Annotated in this window: 16 protein-coding genes and 1 tRNA gene; 2 read left to right on the top strand and 15 right to left on the bottom strand. The window is 70.1% G+C overall.

Features of this window, described 5'->3' with window-relative positions; all coding sequences use genetic code 11:
* Nucleotides 1–56: 56 nt before the first annotated feature.
* The 4 genes from BLR41_RS12415 to BLR41_RS12400 form a co-directional block, all read right to left on the bottom strand.
* Nucleotides 57–473 (bottom strand): PPOX class F420-dependent oxidoreductase, encoded by a 417-nt coding sequence (locus BLR41_RS12415; protein ID WP_092628264.1) that lies wholly within the window; start codon nucleotides 471–473, stop codon nucleotides 57–59.
* A gap of 131 nt (nucleotides 474–604) precedes the next feature.
* The gene (locus BLR41_RS12410) at nucleotides 605–1,072 is read right to left on the bottom strand and encodes an NUDIX domain-containing protein (RefSeq protein ID WP_092628263.1); all 468 of its coding nucleotides are present in this window, start codon (nucleotides 1,070–1,072) and stop codon (nucleotides 605–607) included.
* 163 nt (nucleotides 1,073–1,235) lie between these two features.
* Nucleotides 1,236–1,631 carry a DUF3224 domain-containing protein gene (locus BLR41_RS12405; RefSeq protein ID WP_092628261.1) on the bottom strand — a complete coding sequence of 132 codons (396 nt, stop codon included), beginning with the start codon at nucleotides 1,629–1,631 and terminating at the stop codon, nucleotides 1,236–1,238.
* Between the two features lie 161 nt (nucleotides 1,632–1,792).
* Nucleotides 1,793–1,869 (bottom strand) — tRNA-Thr (locus tag BLR41_RS12400).
* Nucleotides 1,870–1,972: 103 nt separating this feature from the next.
* On the opposite strand from BLR41_RS12400, the gene BLR41_RS12395 reads away from it, so the two are divergent.
* On the top strand, nucleotides 1,973–3,523 hold the full coding sequence (locus tag BLR41_RS12395) for a hypothetical protein (protein ID WP_092628260.1): 1,551 nt from the start codon (nucleotides 1,973–1,975) through the stop codon (nucleotides 3,521–3,523).
* A 10-nt stretch (nucleotides 3,524–3,533) separates the two neighbouring features.
* On the opposite strand, the gene BLR41_RS12390 is transcribed toward BLR41_RS12395, so the two are convergent.
* The 4 genes from BLR41_RS12390 to BLR41_RS12375 all read right to left on the bottom strand — a co-directional run bounded on the left by BLR41_RS12390 (nucleotide 3,534) and on the right by BLR41_RS12375 (nucleotide 11,303).
* Nucleotides 3,534–4,778: a DNA polymerase III subunit delta' gene (locus BLR41_RS12390; protein WP_092628259.1), complete on the bottom strand. Its 1,245-nt coding sequence runs from the start codon at nucleotides 4,776–4,778 to the stop codon at nucleotides 3,534–3,536.
* 21 nt (nucleotides 4,779–4,799) lie between these two features.
* Nucleotides 4,800–7,889, bottom strand: a complete 3,090-nt coding sequence (gene topA, locus BLR41_RS12385) for a type I DNA topoisomerase (protein ID WP_176797964.1) — start codon at nucleotides 7,887–7,889, stop codon at nucleotides 4,800–4,802.
* 185 nt (nucleotides 7,890–8,074) lie between these two features.
* The gene (locus BLR41_RS12380) at nucleotides 8,075–8,659 is read right to left on the bottom strand and encodes a hypothetical protein (protein WP_092628258.1); all 585 of its coding nucleotides are present in this window, start codon (nucleotides 8,657–8,659) and stop codon (nucleotides 8,075–8,077) included.
* A gap of 220 nt (nucleotides 8,660–8,879) precedes the next feature.
* Nucleotides 8,880–11,303, bottom strand: a complete 2,424-nt coding sequence (locus tag BLR41_RS12375) for a sodium-translocating pyrophosphatase (protein WP_092628257.1) — start codon at nucleotides 11,301–11,303, stop codon at nucleotides 8,880–8,882.
* A gap of 452 nt (nucleotides 11,304–11,755) precedes the next feature.
* Here BLR41_RS12375 and BLR41_RS12370 point away from each other — a divergent pair, with 452 nt between their 5' ends.
* Nucleotides 11,756–14,119, top strand: coding sequence for a DEAD/DEAH box helicase (locus tag BLR41_RS12370; protein ID WP_176797963.1), 2,364 nt, complete (start codon nucleotides 11,756–11,758; stop codon nucleotides 14,117–14,119).
* Nucleotides 14,120–14,253: 134 nt separating this feature from the next.
* Here the strand turns inward: BLR41_RS12370 and BLR41_RS12365 are convergent, their stop codons facing one another.
* From BLR41_RS12365 to BLR41_RS12330, 7 genes are all read right to left on the bottom strand, one after another.
* Nucleotides 14,254–14,877, bottom strand: coding sequence for a bifunctional DNA primase/polymerase (locus BLR41_RS12365; protein ID WP_092628255.1), 624 nt, complete (start codon nucleotides 14,875–14,877; stop codon nucleotides 14,254–14,256).
* Between the two features lie 376 nt (nucleotides 14,878–15,253).
* On the bottom strand, nucleotides 15,254–15,634 hold the full coding sequence (locus BLR41_RS12355) for an Rv3654c family TadE-like protein (protein ID WP_218120097.1): 381 nt from the start codon (nucleotides 15,632–15,634) through the stop codon (nucleotides 15,254–15,256).
* Between the two features lie 5 nt (nucleotides 15,635–15,639).
* Nucleotides 15,640–16,095 (bottom strand): TadE family type IV pilus minor pilin, encoded by a 456-nt coding sequence (locus BLR41_RS12350; protein WP_218120096.1) that lies wholly within the window; start codon nucleotides 16,093–16,095, stop codon nucleotides 15,640–15,642.
* Nucleotides 16,092–16,232 (bottom strand): DUF4244 domain-containing protein, encoded by a 141-nt coding sequence (locus BLR41_RS24010; protein ID WP_245694098.1) that lies wholly within the window; start codon nucleotides 16,230–16,232, stop codon nucleotides 16,092–16,094. Before BLR41_RS24010 ends, BLR41_RS12350 begins: the two co-directional genes overlap by 4 nt.
* A 275-nt stretch (nucleotides 16,233–16,507) precedes the next feature.
* On the bottom strand, nucleotides 16,508–17,374 hold the full coding sequence (locus BLR41_RS12340) for a type II secretion system F family protein (RefSeq protein ID WP_218120095.1): 867 nt from the start codon (nucleotides 17,372–17,374) through the stop codon (nucleotides 16,508–16,510).
* Nucleotides 17,371–18,258 carry a type II secretion system F family protein gene (locus BLR41_RS12335; protein ID WP_143013065.1) on the bottom strand — a complete coding sequence of 296 codons (888 nt, stop codon included), beginning with the start codon at nucleotides 18,256–18,258 and terminating at the stop codon, nucleotides 17,371–17,373. The genes BLR41_RS12340 and BLR41_RS12335 overlap by 4 nt, the downstream gene beginning before the upstream one ends.
* Entirely contained in the window at nucleotides 18,252–19,481 is a 1,230-nt protein-coding gene (locus BLR41_RS12330; RefSeq protein WP_092628393.1) for a TadA family conjugal transfer-associated ATPase, read from the bottom strand. The genes BLR41_RS12335 and BLR41_RS12330 overlap by 7 nt, the downstream gene beginning before the upstream one ends.
* Nucleotides 19,482–19,629: the final 148 nt, after the last annotated feature.

Raw genomic sequence — 19,629 nt, 5'->3', positions numbered from 1 at the left:
CTCCGTTGCTTCGCGGGACGCGGCGTCGAGCGCGCGAATGTGCGGCTGATCGCCGCTCACACGTTCCTGGCGTAACCGTTGGGATTCTCCGGATCGATGTGCCAGCTGACGATCCGCTTCGGGTACAGGCGAATGATGTCCGGCCCAGCCAGCGAAGGCTCACCCGGCGGATCAGCCACCCGCAGCGTCCGCGCCAGCCCCCGGATCTCCACACCACGGCCCATCCCCGGCCGCACGTTCCCCGGCTCGTCGGGTGTCATGTCGTCCACCACGAACCCGACGCGGGGTCTCTCCGACACATTCCGGTACCGCTTGGTGGAAGCGACCCTCGGGCCACCCAGGTCAATGGTTCCGTCCTCGTTGAGCCGGAAACCGAGCGGTCTGACCTGCGGCGTTCCGTCGTCTCCCACCGTGGCGAGCCTGCCCAGCAGCTGCCCCCGCAGGTACTCGCGCTCGACCTCGATGAAGCTCATCCGCCCACTCCCGTTCGGTAACGCGGTGAATCTAGATCTTCGAGCGCGCTCGAAGTCAATGCCACGGTTCCGGCGAGACGTGGCGGAAGCCCGCGACGTAGACGTGTACGGTGCCTTACCCCGGTGTGCGGCTACTCCCCGAGCACCGGCTCGCCGTGTTCGAGATAGACGGTCCCACCCAGCTCACGAGCCGTGAGGGCCCCACGCAGCCTGCGGGCCAGCCTCGGGATCAGGTACTCGTCGAGCTCGGCCACCGGAACCCACTCCCAGTGGTCCAGCTCGTCGAAGTCGAGCCGGACGCGCTGTTCGTCGGCTGCCAGCTCACCGCAGTCGAACACCCAGAGCAGCTTGTCGGGCTCGCTGTCGGTGGGGGCCCAGTCCACGACCAGTATCCGACTCGGATACCGCCGAATCCCCAGCTCCTCGACCAGTTCCCTGGTGCACGCCCGCGCGGGTGACTCACCGGGCTCGACGTAACCACCGGGGATGTCCCACCGGTTGCCGTAGGTCTTGCGGACGAGCAGCACCTCTCCGCCGGGAGCGACGAACAGCGCGCCTGCCGCCATCCTCGAAACGGTCGTCCCGTGCTCATCCGCCATGGGCAAACCTTAGGTGCCGGGGTGGCGCGATGTCGGTGCCGACACCCCGGCGATCCCGCCCTCGGGTCGGTGTGCCCAATGTCAGGAGGGTGTGCCCAGTGCCACTCTTCGCTCGGCTCGACGACGGTGGACCTCCCGTCGGGCCCGGCGGCGAGGGGCTGGATCAGAGCGTGTACTCCAGCCGGAGCAGGCCGTGCTCGAACTCGACGGAGCGGCTCGCCACGCCGGTGAGTTCCCCGGTTCCGGACGTGGGGACGATGGTGCCGTAGGTGCGCTGCTCCGTACCGTCCGCGAGCCCGCCGTGCTGCAGCACGAAGGTACCGTGCCGACCGTCGAGCGTGCCCTCGAAGCGTTCGGAGATCACGTAGCCCCCGCCGGAGGCTCCTCCCGCGGTGAGCACTACGCCGGTGCCCGTGCCGTCGAGCGCGCCCCGGTACCGCTTACGGATCGAGATGCGGGAGAGCTTGGGGCCCTCCTCCGGTTCCTCGTAAACGGACTCGTCCCACTCCAGGACCTCGAACGGGATCTCGACTGCGCGGCTCTGCTGTTGCTCGGTCATGGGCCGAAGCTATCGGGGAGCCCCGACATCACGGGGTATTCGGAAGCACCCGCTGCGGTCAGTGTCGATTTCTCGCGAAATCGCGGGGCGAGCGACGAGGAGAATCGGGCCGAAACGAGAACCGGCCGTCTCCCGCATGGCGGAAAACGGCCGGTCACCGGTGGAGCCGCCTAGGGGAGTCGAACCCCTGACCTACGCATTACGAGTGCGTCGCTCTGACCGACTGAGCTAAGGCGGCGAAACCGCGTACAAGTGTAGCGGGTACGTGAACGTCACCCGCAGCCCCCCGGCTCGTTGAAAGGTGGAGTGATGACGATCACGGGAATACCGGAAGGTGCTGGATGCGCATACCCCCTGTCCACCGGATCGCGATCTGTTCCGCCGTCTCGTTCGCCGTCGCGTGTCTGAGCCTTCCCGCCGCGACCGCGCAGAGCACGCCCCCGGAAACCCCCACCCCCTCCCCCGAGATCCCGGGGCAGCCCCCCGGACGGGGCGAGCCGGAGAACCCGGTTCCCGGGCCGGTGGTGGCAGAGGCGGGCACCGGAATCGGCCTGCTGCGGGTGCTGCCGAACGCGGTGCCGGGCGAGTCGATCCTGGACGCGCCCGAGTTCGACGAGCAGTTGCCCAGGCAGGCGCTGGTGGAAACCGGGATGGGCCTGGCAACGGCCAAGGCCGACTCGAAGGCCTACCTCGCCCAGGAGCACGCGATCGCGGAGTCCGCACCGTTCGGATTCGCGGTGGGAGGCAACGCACCCGCGCTACCCGGCTCGCTGGCACAGACCGCGGTGCCCGATCACGCCGACCCCAGGACCAGAGGTCTGGAACCACCGTCCACTCCACTGGACAAGTTGCTCGACCTCGGCCTGCTGAAGGGCAACGTGCATGCCCGCTGGGACGAGAAACTCGGCCCCTGCGTGAAACCGATCGCCGACGCCGAGACCACCCTGGCGAGCGTCTCGGCGCTGAACGTGCTGCCCTCGCTGCAGAGCCAGGAGGACGAGCTCGCCGAGAAGGTCTCCGGCGGGACGAGCGAACTCGCCGCAGCCGATGCGGGGGCGCTGCGCGACGGGTTGAACCGGCTGGCCGGGCCGCTCGAGCGACTGGGGGGACTGCTGGGAGGTGCCGGCGACTCCGACGCGTCCGGTTCGCTGCTGCGGGTTCCCGAGATCATGCACGCCCGCTCCAACGTGCGGCTGGTGGACGTGCCGGGGCAGGCCAACAAGGCGGTCCGCTCCACCTCGCGGTTCGACGTCGCCAGCATCCGGCTGTTCGCCGGGACCTCGCAGGAACTGCGCATCGACATCGTCAGTCAACCGACCCTCACCGCGACGGCGACCGGCGACCCGAAGACGTCCGCGGTGGACTACAGCGCGCCGGTACTGCGGATCAGCCGGGGCGGCGAGGAACTGTTCACTTTGGACGCGGCCAACCCCGAGTTCGAACTTCCGATCGGTATCCCGCTGCCCACCTCGGGACTCGACTCCGACGTTCCGCTGGTGGGCCACTCGGACGAGCCCAACGTACTGGATATCGGTGTGCTGCGGCTCAGTCTCGGTGAACTGACCAAGCAGCAGGACGGTACGGCGGTACGCGCCGGGGCACGGCTGCTGGACCTGAAGATCCTGCCGAACGAGCTGCTCGGCTTCTCCAGCGCACTCGCCCAGATCTCGTTCGGTGAACAGTTCGCCAGGGCGAACGCGCCGGAGGGTGGGGTCGACTGCTCGACCTCGACCCAGCCCACGAGCACCACCCCACCTGCGAGCGGGGGCGACTCCCCGCCGCTGGCGAAGACCTCGGGGGCCTACCACGCGGTGCCGCTGTTCTGGAGCGGAACGGCCCTGTTGCTGCTGGGTGCGGTGCTGGTGGCGGCACTGCCGCGCCGCCGGGGATGAGCCTCCGGGATCATCGGTGGAGTTCGGCGGCCAACGCCTCCACGGCGATGATCGGTTTGACGTTGCGGTCCAGCGCGGTCCGGCAGCGCAGCACCGCCTCCAATCGGCGCAGGGCGGTCTCGGAGGTCCACTCCGCGGCCGCCCTGCGTGCCTGGTTCGCGAAGTCGGGGTGGTTCAGCGGCACCTCGGCCCCGAAGCCCAGAGCCAGCACGTCCCGGTAGAACCCGGCGAGATCGACCAACGCCAGGTCCAGCGCGTCCCGCTGTGACCGGGTGGCGCGGGCCTTCTGCTTCTTCTCCAGTTCCTTCAACGCCGCGTTGGCACCCTTGGTGGCCGAGGAGGTCCCCTTGCCGGTGCCACCTGCCCCCATCGCGGTACGCAGCTCCTCCTTCTCGGCCTCGTCGCGCGACTGGTTGGCCTCACCGGCCTCGGTCTCGGCGGCGCGGACCAGACCGCTCGCCTCGCTGAAGACCTCGGACAGCCCGCGCAGCCCCAACGGGATGCGCAACACGGCCTCGCGGCGTTCCCTGGCCTGCTGGTCGGTGGCCAGCCGACGAGCGCGATCGACGTGTCCGCCGCACACCGAGGCCGCCCAGTCGGCCATGGACCGCTCCACACCCTCCCGGTGGTGCAGCACCTCGGCGATCGCCTCCGTCAGCGGGGTGCGCAGCTGCACGCCCCGGCACCGGGAGCGGATGGTCACCGGCACGTCGGCGGGATGGTCCGAGGGGGAGCACAACAGGAAAACGGTGCGCGCGGGAGGTTCCTCGACCGCTTTGAGCAGCGCGTTCGCCGCGCCCTCCGTGAGCCGGTCGGCGTCTTCGATGAGCACGACCCGCCAGTGACCGGTGTTGGGGCGTCGGGCCGCCGCCTGCACCAGCGAACGCATCTCGGCAACCGAGATCGAGAGACCTTCCGGGACCACCGTGGTGACATCGGCGTGCGTCCCGGCCAGTGCCGTCTCGCAGGCGACACAGCCGCCGCAGCCGACCGTTTCCGGGTCGGTGCACTGCAGCGCTCCCGCGAACGCGCGGGCCATGACGGGATGTCCCGAACCCGGTGGACCGGTGAACAGCCAGGCGTGGGTCATGGCCCCGGTTCCGCTGTCGTGCCCCGCCAGCCGGTCACGCGCCGCCCGAGCGGCCTCGCGCAGGGTACGCACCGCTTCGGGCTGGCCGACGACCTCGGCCCAGATGCCCTCGGACTCTCGATCGGCGACAGCCCCGGCTGTCGGGGCCGCTGTCTCGCTTGCCATCGCCGGTACCTCGAAACCCGATCACGTGTTGGAACGATCCGCGGCTCGCTGCCCCTCCGAACTCGCGGACGCGGAACTCCTGGTCTTGGAGCCGTTGCTCTTGCTGCCCGAGCTCTTGCTCCCCGAGCTCTTGGTCGTCGAGCTCTTGGTGCCCGAACCCTTGCTCGCCGGACTCTTCCCGCTCGTGCCGCTGGTGGAACTCTTGCTGGTGGAGCTCTTGGTTCCGGAGCCGCTCGCCTTGCCGGTGGCGGACTTCTTTGCGGTGCTCTTGCCGCCCGAACCGCCGGTGCCGCTCTTGGTGCCGCTGCCCGAGGTGCCGGATCCCGCGGAACCGTTGCCGCCACCGGATTTGGAGCCGCTCTTACCGCCGTTGGAGCCGGAGCTACCGGACTTCTTGCCGCCCTTCTTGGCGGGAGCCTTGGCACGTCGTTCGGCGACCAGCTCGACGGCGCGTTCCTTGGTCAGCTCCTCGACGCTGTCGCCCTTGCGCAGCGAGGCGTTCGTCTCGCCGTCGGTGACGTACGGGCCGAACCGGCCGTCCTTGACCACCAGGTTCCGGCCGGTGTCCGGTTCCTCGCCGAGCTCGCGCAGCGGAGGCGCCGCGGCCCTGCGACCACGCTGCTTCGGCTGCGCGTAGATGGCGCGGGCCTCCTCCAGCGTGATCGTGAAGATCTGCTCCTCGTTGTCCAACGAGCGCGAGTCGCTGCCCCGCTTCAGGTAAGGCCCGTAACGACCGTTCTGCGCGGTGATCTCCTCCCCCGTGTCGGGATCGGTCCCCACCGTGCGCGGCAGCGAGAGCAACCGCAGCGCGTCCTGCAACGTCACCGTGTCCAGCGACATCGACTTGAACAGGCTGGCCGTGCGCGGCTTGGTCTTGGTGCCCTCCGGCAGGATCTCGGTGACGTAGGGCCCGAACCGCCCGTCCTTGGCGACGACCTCGTGGCCGGTCTCCGGGTCGGTACCGAGGGTGTTGCCCTCCATCGGGGTGGCGAACAGCTTCTCGGCCACCTGGGGGGTCAGCTCGTCCGGCGGCAACGCGTCCGGCAGGTTGGCGCGCTGCGACTCGCCGTTGCCCTCGCTCGACGCGGAAGCGCTGCGTTCGAGGTAGGGACCGTAGCGGCCGACCCGGACGTAGACCGTGCGTCCGTCGTCGTCGGTGAACATCGGGATGGAGTTGACCTGTCGGGCGTCGATCTCCTCCACCCCGGACCCGACGAGCTTCTTCAACCCCCCGGCACGGCCGATGGAGTCCTGCGGCCCGATGTCACCGCCGAAGTAGAACCCGTTGAGCCACTTGGTGCGCTGCTGGGCACCCTCGGCTATCCGGTCGAGTTCGTCCTCCAGCGCGGCGGTGAAGTCGTAGTCCACCAGCCTGGAGAAGTGCTGCTCCAGCAGCCCCACCACGGCGAACGCGATCCAGGAGGGAACCAGCGCCGAACCCTTGCGCCAGACGTAGCCGCGTTCCTGGATGGTGCTGATGATGGAGGCGTAGGTGGAGGGCCGCCCGATCCCCAGCTCCTCCAGGGCCTTGACCAGGCTGGCCTCGGTGTAGCGGGCGGGTGGGCTGGTGGTGTGCCCGTCCGGGTCGAGCTCGCCCGCCGAGACCCGCTGCCCCTCGACGAGGCGTGGCAGCCGCGACTCCGCGTCGTCGGCGACCCCACCGGCCTCGGAGTCCACCGACTCGACGTAGGCCTTGAGGAAACCGGCGAAGGTGATCGTGCGACCGGAGGCGGCGAAGGTGCACTCCTCCCCGCTCGTGGCGGTGCCGGTGACCCGCACCGACATGGTCGTTCCCTTGGCGTCGGCCATCTGGGAGGCGATGGTGCGCTGCCAGATCAGCTCGTAGAGCTTGGAGCCGTCGGTGTCCAGTTCCGAGGCGACCTGGCGCGGGGTGCGGAAGTTCTCCCCCGCGGGGCGGATGGCCTCGTGGGCCTCCTGCGCGTTCTTGACCTTGCGGGTGTACTGCCTGGCCTGCGCGGACAGGTAGTCGTTGCCGTACAGCTCCCCGGCCTGCTGCCGCGCCGCCGCGATCGCGGTGTCCGACAGCGTCGTGGAGTCCGTACGCATGTAGGTGATGTAGCCGTTCTCGTAGAGCCGCTGCGCGGTCCGCATGGTGCGGTCGGCCGAGAACCGGAGCTTGCGACCAGCCTCCTGTTGCAGCGTGGAGGTCATGAACGGCGCGTAGGGCTTGCGCGTGTAGGGCTTCTCCTCGACGGCGGAGACGGTCAGCTCGGTGTCGGCCAGCCCTTCGGCGAGCGCACGGGCACGCGGTTCGTCCAGCACCAGGGCGTCGCCGGTGAGCTCGCCGTCCGGGCCGAAGTCGCGCCCGGTCGCCAGCCGGGAGCCGTCGACGTTGACCAGCCGGGCACCGAAGCCGCCCTGCCGGGCGGATTCGTCGTCGGCGGTGTGCAGCGTGGCGGCGATGTCCCAGTAGGAGGCGGGCACGAACCGGATGCGTTCCCGCTCCCGCTGCACGACGATGCGGGTAGCCACCGACTGCACCCGCCCCGCCGAGAGCTTCGGCATGACCTTCTTCCACAGCACGGGGCTGACCTCGTAGCCGTAGAGCCGGTCCAGGATGCGCCGGGTCTCCTGCGCGTCCACCAGGTCGTTGTCGAGCTCGCGGGGGTTGGCCGCGGCGGCGCGAATGGCGGACTCGGTGATCTCGTGGAACACCATCCGGTACACCGGGACGGCGGGCTGCAACGTCTCCTGCAGGTGCCAGGCGATCGCCTCGCCCTCCCGGTCGCCATCGGTGGCGAGATAGAGCTCCTCGGCGTCGGACAGCGCCTCCCGGAGTTCCGCGACCGTGTCCTGCTTGTCGTCGGTCACCAGGTACAGCGGTTCGAAGTCGTTGTCCACGTTCACGCCGAAGCGTGCCCAGGACTGCCCCTTGTAATCGGCGGGAACGTCGGCGGCACCACGCGGGAGGTCCCGGATGTGACCGCGCGACGACTCGACCTGGTAGTCCGAGCCGAGGAAGGAAGCGATCTTGCGCGCCTTGGCCGGGGACTCGACGATCACCAGCCGCCGACCGCCGGAGCTCCCGGTGGATGCCTTAGAAGCGCGCCCCTTGGCGCCGTCCTTCTTCGTCCGTGTCGAGCCAGCCACGCCTACCTGCTCTCGTCTGGAGGTGTCCGATCCGTCAGTGTGCACCGTGTCCGGTCCTGTTCGCCGTCCCGGGGAACGCACAGCGTGACACACGCCGCCCCGGCTCCGCGCGCTTCACCAGGCCGAACGTCCCCGACCTCGGCAGTGTTCCGCCATGACTCCCACGAGGAGGTGTGTCGAACGACTCACGGCGACAGCGGCCATGCTCCCCCAGGAGCGCCGTTCGGCGCGGGTCCGACGAGCTCGGCCAACCGAGTCAGGCGACGCCGGCCCACGATCCGCAACGCGGGCTCCGCACCCGGCGAACCGACCGTCCTGGCTGGTAGGCCCGCACGGCCGAGTGACGAAGCAAGCGGCTCGTGAGTCTCCGGCACGCTCGGATCCAGCCCGAGTAGATACCCCCCAGCGGTGGGGGCGCCCGCGATGAGCGTCCAGACGCGCAGCGCCGAACCATCCGGGTTGAATCCGTTCGGCACCGACTTTACCGCGCCGTGTAACCAATTCGCCGCCAGCTGGGTCAGATCTGCCCGGAACGAGGTCCGCAGCAGCGATTCACCGCACTCGGCTCGGGAGACTTCCAAGGGGACGCCCCGCGCCCGGAACATCTCGTGCAGTGCGCGGGCCCGCCAGGTCTCGGTGAGCACGACGGACAGGCGCGCGGCGGTGCCGCGCCCGAAACCGGTCACCTGGCCGTGGCCGCAGAGCAGACCTGCCAGATCGGCGATACGAGCGGGCCGCGCCTCGGCCGAGAAGAACGAAAGCTGGCCCACTCCGGTGATCGTAGAGTCCAGCGCACGCCGGGCGCCAGAGCACACGATCACCGGAACCGGGCCGGGGAACCGGCACGAAGCTTCCGGGCGGCGTCGATTTCCCGCGAAATCGCCGGTTCATCGACGCAGGGCGAACTCCAACCGCCCTCGCCATCGGCACCGCCGCGGGTTCTCCGCCACGGAAGTAACAACGGAAGACGAGGTGGTCACGGTTCCGAAATCACTTGGCGCCGTTGACGACCTCGTCCCCGGAGCTCTCGGCGATGGCGGTGCTCCTCCGCTTCGAGGAGATCACCGCCGCGGCTATCACGAGGAAGCAGACCACCGCGATGGTGATCCGCAGCCCGAGCGAGGCGTCGACCCCCACCGTCACGGTGACCACGGCGGGTGCCACCAGCACCGAAACCAGGTTCATCACCTTCAGCAACGGGTTGATGGCGGGACCGGCGGTGTCCTTGAACGGGTCGCCGACCGTGTCACCGATGATGGTGGCCTCGTGGGCCGGCGACCCCTTGCCGCCGTGGTAGCCGTCCTCGACCAGTTTCTTGGAGTTGTCCCAGGCACCGCCCGAGTTCGCCAGGAAGATCGCCATGAGGGTTCCCACCGCGATCGCACCGGCGAGGTAGCCGGCCAGCGGCCCGACCCCCAGCCCGAAGCCGACCGCGATGGGCGCGAGGACAGCCAGCAGCCCCGGAGTGGCCAGCTCCCGCAGCGAGTCCCTGGTGCAGATGTCGACCACCCGGCCGTACTCGGGACGCTCCGAGCCGTCCATGATCCCAGGTTTGGCGGAGAACTGCCTGCGCACCTCGTGCACCACCGCTCCCGCCGCCCGGGAGACCGCGTTGATGGCCAGCCCGGCGAACAGGAACACCACGGCGGCACCGATGGCGATCCCGACGAGCACGTTCGGGGCGTAGACCAGGAACTCGCCGACCGTGAGCTGCGCACCGATCTCGGCCAGTGCGCTGCCGATCGCGTCGCGGTACGAGCCGAACAGCGCGGTGGCGGCCAGCACGGCGGTGGCGATGGCGATGCCCTTCGTGATGGCCTTCGTGGTGTTGCCGACCGCGTCCAGCTCGGTGAGCACGGCCGCCCCCTCGCCCTCGAACTCGCCGGACATCTCCGCGATGCCCTGCGCGTTGTCGGCCACGGGGCCGAAGGTGTCCATCGCGACGATCACACCGACGGTGGTCAGCAGACCGCAACCCGCCAGCGCGACCGCGAACAGCGCCACCGAGATGGAGCCGGACAGCAGGAAGGCCCCGAAGACCGCCGCCGCGATGACCAGCGCGGTGTAGACGGCCGACTCGAAGCCGACCGAGAAGCCGGTGAGTATCACCGTGGCGGGACCGGTGGTGGAGGACCTGCCGACGTCGCGTACCGGCTTGCGCTCGGTGGCGGTGAAGTAGCCGGTGAGTTTGAGGATGACGACGGCGAGCGCGATGCCGATGATCACGGAGACGAGCGCGACCACGGCGGGGTTGCCGCCGAGGTCGAGGATCTGGGGCGGCACTCCGCTCAGTTCGGCGTACGAGCCGGGCAGGTAGAGCAGCGCGGCGACCGCGCAGGCCACGGCCGCTATCGCGGCCGAGATGTAGAAGGAGCGGTTGATGGCGAGCAACGCGCTCTCACCGCTGCGCGCCCGGGTGATGTAGACGCCGATCACGGCGGTGATCACCCCGATGGCGGGCACGATCAGCGGGAAGAGCAGTCCCTTGGTGCCGAACGCGGCCGTTCCCAGGATCAGCGAGGCCACCAGGGTCACGGCGTAGGACTCGAACAGGTCGGCCGCCATCCCGGCGCAGTCGCCGACGTTGTCACCCACGTTGTCCGCGATCGTGGCGGCGTTGCGCGGATCGTCCTCGGGGATGTTCTGTTCCACCTTGCCGACCAGGTCGGCACCGACGTCGGCCGCCTTGGTGAAGATTCCGCCACCCACACGCATGAACATCGCCAGCAGCGCGGCACCGAATCCGAAGCCCTCCAGCACGCGTGGCGCCTGCCCCGCGTAGACCAGCACCACCAGCGCGGCGCCGAACAGTCCCAGGCCGATGGTGGTCATGCCGACCACCCCGCCGGTGCGGAACGCCACCCGCATCGCCTTGGTTCTGCCCGCGGTCGGGTCGTTGGCCGCCGCGGCGACACGCAGGTTGGCCCGCGTGGACAACCACATGCCCAGATAGCCGATGGCGGCGGAGAACGCCGCGCCGAACAGGAAGAACACCGATCTGCCGATTCGCTGTGCCGGTGTCTCGGCGGGGAGCGCGAACAGCAGCAGGAACACGACCACCGCGAAGAACGCCAGGGTGCGGAACTGGCGGTTGAGATAGGCCGAGGCACCCTCCTGCACCGCTCGGGCGATCTCGCGCATCCGCTCGGATCCCTCGGCTGCCGCCAGCACCTCCCGGATGAGCACATAGCCGAAGACGAGAGCGGCCAGTGCGATGACCAGTACGATTCCGACGATCGTGTAATCGGCGGCGTCGAGCCGCAGCAGGGACGACGGCTCCTGAGCCAGGACGTGACCGCCGTGCGGCACGGCTCGCGATTCCGCCGCCGTGTTCGCGAATTCACCCCCCGGTGGCGCGGGCCGCGGTCCGGTGCTCGCGGCCCACCCGGACCGGGCAACGTTGAGCAGGGACATTCGTCCTCCTCGGTTGTGCTCGGGTCACGTGCCGGAGAGCTTCGGATCCGGCTTCGGACACCGGTGTCCCACCGAGGCGAGCGGTGCTGCCCCGCCCCGTACGCGGCATCCGCGACCCTTTCCATGCAAAGTGCTTCGATTCACTTTGTGATCTTCCGCTCGTTCCGGAGTGCGCATTCTTCCACCATGGATCGATCAAGGCATCCGGACGATCACCCGTTCAGGGGGACGGTGCGGCGACTGAAGCGATGGAGATCGGCACGGGAGCCGTGCACAGCGTGGGCCGCACGGGGGATCGCTCGGCGTGGCCTTCCGGATCTCGGGACGCGAGCCGGCCCGCGAGCTGACCGGGGACTCGCCCGAGGAGTAGCCCGGCGGAGCCGCCCCGAGCACCAACCCGGGGAACTCGCACTGCGCGCACCACCGACGGCCGGTTGTGCGAGGCTCGGAGCGTGAGTTCAACGGGACGCGACCGTGCGTACGGAGCGACCGGCGGGAACCGGCTGCTCGACCGGGTGCTGGCGGGCACCCCACCCGAGCAGTCCCCGGTGCGCCACGTCGAACATCTCGCCGAACGCCCCGCCCGGTACGGCGAGTGGCCGGACTGGGCACCGGAGCGGCTGGTGGCCGCGCTGCGCGCCCGCGGGACGGAGCGTCCCTGGATCCATCAACTACAAGCGGCGGAACTCGCGCACAGCGGGGAGAACGTCGTGGTCGCCACGGGCACGGCCTCCGGCAAGTCGCTGGCCTACCAGCTTCCGGTGCTGACCCGGTTGGACCTCGACAGCCGCGCCACCGCGCTGTACGTCTCGCCCACCAAGGCACTCGGAACCGACCAGTTGCGTTCGGTCGCGGGACTCGACCTGCCCGGGATACGACCGGCCACCTACGACGGTGACACCCCCGGAACGGAGCGGGACTGGGTACGGGCACACGCCAGATGGGTGTTCAGCAACCCGGACATGTTGCACCACGGGGTACTGCCGCGGCACTCGCGCTGGGCCCGGTTCTTCCGGAACCTGAGCTACATCGTGGTCGACGAGTGCCACACCTACCGGGGTGTTTTCGGCTCGCACATCGCGTTGCTGCTGCGCAGGCTGCGCCGTGTCGCGGAACACTACGGGGCCGCCCCCGTCTTCGTGCTCGCCTCGGCCACCGTCGCAGCACCGGCCGAACTGGGTGGCACCCTGACCGGTCGGACCTGTCACGCGGTCACCGAGGACGGTTCCCCGCGCGGCGGGCGCACCATGGCGCTGTGGGAACCACCGCTGCTGGAGGAGGTCACCGGTGAGAACGGGGCACCGGTTCGACGCTCCGCCGGGGCGGAGACCTCGCGGATCATGAGTGATCTGGTGATCGAGTCGGCGCGTTGCCTGGCGTTCGTACGCTCCCGCACCGGGGCCGAGCTCGCGGCGCTGGGGGCGCAGCGCTCGCTGCGGGAGGTGGCGCCGGAGCTGGTGAACCGAGTCGCCGCCTACCGTGGCGGCTACCTGCCGGAACAACGCAGGGAACTGGAGCGCGCGCTTCATTCGGGTGAGTTACGTGCCCTGGCGACCACCAGCGCACTGGAACTCGGGGTGGACATCTCCGGGTTGGACGCGGTGGTCATCGCGGGCTACCCGGGGACACTGGCCTCGCTGTGGCAGCAGGCGGGCCGCGCTGGGCGCGAGGGCGACGGGGCGCTGGTCGTTTTCGTGGCCAGGGACGACCCGCTGGACACCTACCTCGCCCACAATCCGGGGGCCGTTTTCGACCGTCCGGTGGAAGCCACGGTGCTGGATCCGGGCAATCCCCACCTGCTGCGGCCGCACCTCGCCTGCGCCGCGGCCGAACTACCACTGGACGAACGGGCGCTGGAGGAGTTCGGCGGCGAAACGGCACGTGAGAGCGTGGCTCGGCTCACCGAGGCCGGCGAGCTCCGCGCTCGCCGGAACGGGTGGTACTGGACGGCACGGCAACCACCGCACCGCTCGGTGGAACTGCGCGGCTCGGGTGGGCAGCAGACGGCCGTGGTGGAGAGTGACTCCGGCAGACTGCTGGGAACGGTGGATCCGGAATCGGCCCACGGTCTCGTCCACCCGGGAGCCGTCTACCTGCACCAGGGCGAATCGTTCGTGGTGGACGAGCTGGACCTCGATGAGGGGATCGCACTGGTCCACGCCGAGGATCCGGAGTGGAACACCTCACCACGCGAGGAAACCGACATCGCGGTGCTGCGCACTCAGCGGCAGCGGCGAACGTCGCACGGATTGTCGATCAATCTCGGCGAGGTGGAGGTCACCTCCAGGGTGACGGGGTATCTGCGCAGGATGCCCAGCGGAGAAGTACTGGATCAGCTGCCGCTCGACCTACCCGAACGAACCCTGAGCACGCGGGCGGTGTGGTACAGCCTCGACGAGGAACTGCTGGTGAGCAGCGCACCGGGGGGCGCCGGGCTGGATCCGGCGCGCATCCCCGGCGCGCTGCATGCTGCCGAGCACGCGGCGATCGGCCTGCTACCGCTGTTCGCGACCTGTGACCGATGGGACATCGGCGGAGTGTCCACCGCGCTGCATCCGAACACCGGGGAGCCGACGGTGTTCGTCCACGACGGACACCCGGGGGGTGCCGGGTTCGCCGATCGCGGTTTCGCCGCGCTGTTCCCGTGGTTGGCCGCCACGCGGGAGGCGATCGTGGCCTGCGACTGCTCGGCCGGCTGCCCGTCCTGCGTTCAGTCGCCGAAGTGCGGCAACGGCAACGAACCGCTGGACAAGGCGGGGGCGGTGGCGGTACTGGACGTGCTGCTGGCCGAGCGGACCGATGTCGCACCGGCCTGACCTCCAGCACCGCCGGATTCTGTTATGGAACCGCGGGGCCGGGATCGGGGCGGGAAGTCTCCGCCACCGCACCCCGGCGAACCGGGGCGACGAAGCCCCGGCACTCGGTGCCGGCCCCGCAGTCCGTGGTTCGGTCAGCCCGTGGCGGTGAGCACCCGATCGCCGTGGAGCCGGTGCAGCCCGGTGAGCAGCGCGTCCTGGACGTGGGCCGGTTCGGGAAGCCGCCAGCCGCAGAGCTGCGGCTTGACCCGCCAGTGCAGTACCCCGTTCGGGAAGGTCGAGGGCGGCAACGGCAGCCAACTACCCGCCGCGTGCAGTCGCACGCCGTCCGCCGCTGCCAGCTCCTCGGACAACCGCTGACCGGCCTCGGTGAAGAAGTACCACCGGCCGTGCGGAGTGGCGGCGATCGGTGTGGGGGTTGCCAGGGCGCGCAGCGCGATCGCGGCCCGACGTCCGAGGTCCGCGTCCACCTCGATCGCCTCGATCCCGTCCCCCGTGGCCAGCAGCACGCTGTAGGGCTGCGCCGTCCACCAACCGGCGACGTCGTCGGCGTCGGCGCGGAGCAGGCCCCGCCAGTCGCGGTGCACCGGAAGCGGCCCGGGCCCGGTCTCGTCGGGCGAATTCTCGCCACCGACCCATCCATCGGCCGAGGGGTAGCTCCCCGGAAACACCGGCCAGCCGTGCGAAGCCAGTTCGAGGACCTGCACCCGCAGCTCGATCCGGAAGGCATTGCGCCAACCTTCCGTCGCCAAATCCATTTCGTCACGCCTCCTTGTTCCGCGCTGGTATCCCCAAATAACGGCAAGCGAAGGCGTTTCGTACACCCCCGCGTCGACGACCGGTCACCGAAAGGCGACGAGCGTGATCCGGATAACAGAGCGGCCGAACTCGAAGCGGTAACGAGCGGTCCCGTCGCTACCACTCGTCGCGTGACGAGCGGTCTCCACGAAGTGGACGGTTTCCGCGCCAAGCGGACGAACCGCACTCCCGAGGACGCGTTCGAATTCCCCCGTGGACGCCGCGTTCGGCACGGCCGGTTCTCCGTCCGGTTCGACGCCGTGCTCGCCGAACCGCTGGTTCGCACCGGAGCCCGCCGCTGCAGCCGGCACCGCGGCGGTGAACGGGAGGCTTCGATCAGTCCCGCCGATCGTCGACCGGTCCGGCCATCGCCCGCCCGCTCACATGCCCGATTCCCGGTGGTGCCGCGGGGATCTCCAGTTCGGTGCGGACCCGTGCCCGCCTGCCGTGCAGCAGGCACTCGTGCAGCACGACGTTCATCCGCCGTGCCACCTCCTCCGCGCGGGAACAGGCGGCGTAGCGCCCCTGGTGACTGTGTGCGGCCGCTGCCAGGGCCGCCAGATCGGCCGCGCCACTAACCCGATGACCGGCAACGAGCGCCGCACCGAACTGAACCCCGAGCCAGCACGCCGCGAGTACCGCCAAGGTCAGCACCGCGGCCGGAACCGTGGCGCTGCCCTCGTCACCCGAGTCACCACCGGAGCGAACGCGTCCCACCGAACTCATCCCGGAGCCTCCGGAACGCCGCTCGGGGCCTCGTGCCGCCCGCCTTCCGGAGTGCCCGAGCCTGCCACGCCGGGTTCGAGCGCCGCGTGCGCACGAGCGCGCAGCCGGATCGGAAGGACATTTCCGAGCGGCCGAACATCGACGGTGACCGTCACGTATCCGTTCGCGACGGTGGTGTGGTGCCGCGCGCTGTCCGGGGCGACGCGTTCCACGGCTCGTTCCGCACGGACGACGTCCCCACGGGCACGCAGCCTGGCAGCCTCGACAGCGGCATCGGTACAGCGGAGCTGGAGGAAAACGGCCGTGATCGCCCCCAGCACCAGCAGGAAAACGGCCACCACCGAGCAGATTCCCAGTGCGGCTTCCACGGTCACGCTTCCGGCGTCGGGGGCGGAAGCGGGTTCGGCGTCGCGTTCGACGCGCACCGCACCGCCCGAACCAGCGCCGGTCAACGCGAGTGCCCCGACAGCGCCTGCCGCAGCAGCGAGGTCAGCGCTTCGGTGACGAAGTCACTGGTCACCAGCATGTACAGCACCGAGGCGAAAGCCGCCGCGGTCAGCGTGCCGATCGCGTACTCAGCCGTGCTCATGCCGGACTCCCCGCGCAGCACGCCTCGGAGACGCCGGGGGAATCCGGCCCGGATCCTCCGGAACGGCACCGCGCGGGGATGCCGGCACGCTCGTCGAATCGATGTCATGTTCTCCCTCCGTTTCGTCGAACATCGGTGTTTTCCGGTAAGCGGAGGTTTTCGGGTAACCGGGGTTCGATTCCTCCGCGTGCTCGATCCGCATGGACCGAGCGTTGCGTTCGAGCGGGTTCACGCCCGGAACTCCGAGCTCGTCCCGCCTTCGAGCGGGGGCCCGCTCACCAGTGGCCCTGGAGCCGTTGCACCATCCCCAGCACGATCGGCAGCACGCCGAGGCAGAAGAACGACGGCAGAAAGCACAGCCCCAGCGGTGCCGTCACCCGGACAGCCGCTCGCTCCGCATCGGCCAGCGCCTTTTCCCGTGCTGCTGCTCGCTGTCGGGCGGCGAGCTGCTCGGCGACTCGCGCGAGGCCGCTGCCGCTGCCCGCGCTGCGACGGGCCGCCCTGGCGAGTTCGGCGGTATCCGGTTGCGCCACGGCGGATTCCCAGGCGGCATCCGGATCGGCCCCGAGCGCGAGCACTCGGGAGACCTCGCGGAGTCCGTCGGCCGCGGGGGTCTCGAACTCGGTTGCCATCTCGTGCAACAGGGCCGTCGGCGGCAACCCGGACCGCAGTCCCGCGGCCCACAGTTCACAACCCGCTGCCACCCGAGTCGGCGGAGTGGGGTTCGGCTTGCGTCCACGACCGAGCGCGAGGCGGCACCCCCGGACCGCCGCCGCACCCGCGCCGAGCGCAACGGGCACGGCCACGGCAGGGCCGTGCGAACCCAGCAGTACGAGGAGCACGCCGGTCCCGACCGCCGAGCCGAGTCCGATCGGGAGCACCTGCCGCGACGCCGAGCGAGGCTGCACACGGCCGACCTTCCCGCGTCCGGCACCCGGCGCGTGGGACGCGTTCCGCGAACCGGTCGTCCGGTGCGGGGGCAGCACGCCACGCAGCCTCCGAGCGGTGGATCCGTTGCCCAGCAGCAGCAGCGCCACGCTCACCAGCGGTAGTACCGGTGGGTCGAGCATCGCCAGGGGCGGGATCATCGCCAGGGCCGGGGTCATCGACAGGGCCGGGGTCATCGACAGGGCCGGGGTCACTGCCGTGCTCCCCTGTCGGTCAGTCGCTGCACCCACAGCACGCCGCCACACAGCAAACCGGTTCCCGACAGCAGCAGGACGTGTCCGAGCGGGGTGGTCGTGAGTACGGCCAGGGCCCCGGCTCCGCTCGCCTGCCCGAGCGCGAGTCCGAGCGCGGGCAGGGCGAGCAGCACGGCGGCGGTGGCCCGTGCCCCGGCCAGCTTGGCTTCGACGTCCCGCTCTGCCCGGAGCCGATGCTCCAGATCCGTCTGAGCGGTTTCGAGCAAGCGCGCCAGCGGAACGCCGTATCGCTCGGCGAGCCGCCAGCGACGCGCTATCCGGGCGGTATCCCGATGCAGCTCGGCGGAGAGCGGTCCGCTGCCGAACTCCCGGTCGGGGAGTCCTCCCAGGCGCACCGAGTTCGCGAGGTCGGTGAAAAACCCGCTCACCTCGGTCGTGCTGTCGGCGGCACCACTCTCGGCGGCACCACTCTCGGCGGCGGCACTCTCGGCGGCGGCACTCTCGGCGGCGGCGTAGGGATGCGTTCCCACCTCCAGTTCACTCACCAGCACCCGCAGTCCCGCTACCAGCGCTTCCAACACCCGCAGCCGGTGTGCGGAGCGCGCCCGCCACCTGCGGTGTCGCTCGGCGAGCGCGGCCAGCAGCACGAGGACGAGGATCACCGTGAGGTCCACTGCGGACACGAGCAGCACCACGCCGCCGAGACCGAGAACGGGCAGGATCGGCCGCGGCCACGAGCGCGAAGCGGAACCCACCGGACCACGCAGCAGCGCCAGCCTGTTCACGGCCGCTCGGTCGGGCCAACCGAGCAGCAACGCCGCCGAAGCGAGCACCACGGACATCGGGACCGCCGGTGTCCCCTGGACAGGTGGCGAGGTCAACATTCGGCCCGCTCCGCTCCCGCCGCGAGCAGGTCCAGCAGTTGTCCACGTGCCGGTCCCCAACCGGACTCGATTTCCCAGGCCGGCCGCACCCGGGTCTCCGAACCGGCCCGATGCAGCACGCCTATCCCCGCGAGGTGTCTGCCACGGTGGGCGGTACGACGCATGTGCAGCACCACCCGGATCGCTGCGAGAAGCTGGCTGTGCAGCGCTCGACGACCCATACCGCCGTGCGCCCCCAGCGCCTCCAGTCGTGCCGGGACCTCCGCGGGCGAGTTGGCGTGTACCGTGCCGGCGCCGCCCTCGTGACCGGTGTTGAGACAGTCGAGCAGCTCCCGGATCTCGGCACCGCGCGCTTCTCCCACCACGATTCGGTCCGGTCGCATGCGCAACGCCTGCCGCACCAGTTCGTTCATCCGTATCTGTCCGCTGCCCTCGATGTTCGGCGGCCGGGCCACCAGCCGGACCACGTGAGGGTGCACCGGGTTGAGTTCCCGTGCCTCCTCCACGCACACGATGCGCTCGGTGGCGGGCACCTCCCCCAGCAGCGCGCCGAGCAGTGTCGTCTTCCCGGAGCCGGTACTTCCGGTGACCAGAAAGGCCGGGCGGGCGGCCACTATCGAGCGAAGCAACGACCAGGTCTCGGAGTCGAACGTCGAGAGTCGCCACAGACTCGCAAGATCGTGCACCTCGGGTCGCAGAATTCGCAGCGAAACGCACGTCCCGTCCGCGGCCACGGGAGCGAGCACCGCGTGCAACCGCACCGTGGTGCCCGCCACGCTCTCGGGCAACCACCCGTCCACCCAGGGCTGGGCATCGTCCAGTCTGCGGCCCGCGGCCAGGGCCAGACGCTGGGCGAGCCTGCGCACCTCCTCCTCGCTCGCGAAGCTCACCCCGGCACGTTCCAGGCCGGAACCGCGGTCCATCCACACCTCCTCGGGACCACTCACCAGCACATCGGTGACGTCGGAACGTCGCAGTAACGACTCCAGCGGTCCGGTCCCCAGGAAGTCGCGGTGGAGCCTGCGGATCGTGCGGAGAACCTCGCCGTCACCGAGCGGAGCCCCGGCCTCCTCACGTACGGCAACGGCTATGGCGTGTGCGGTGAGGTCGCCACCCTCGGAGACCAGACGTGCCCGTACCCGGTTCACGAGATCCTCGTCCACAAGCTCGGAGCAGGGTGTGGGCGAGTCCGTGGTGGAGCCTCGCTCGGTGGACAGCGGCATCGTTCCCACCTCAGTTCGGTTCGGCGGCCGGGGAACTACCCGCACCGCGTCGTCGTCCGCACCGATCACGCTGCTCCGATACGGCCCCGGCGCCAATCCCGAACCTCGCTCCCTGGGGAAAAACGGGTCTGTTGTGGACAAGCGGTCG

This window comes from Actinopolyspora mzabensis (genome assembly GCF_900101095.1).
In the GTDB taxonomy this organism is placed as follows: Bacteria; Actinomycetota; Actinomycetes; order Mycobacteriales; family Pseudonocardiaceae; genus Actinopolyspora; species Actinopolyspora mzabensis.
This window is presented reverse-complemented; position numbering and strand designations above follow the sequence as displayed.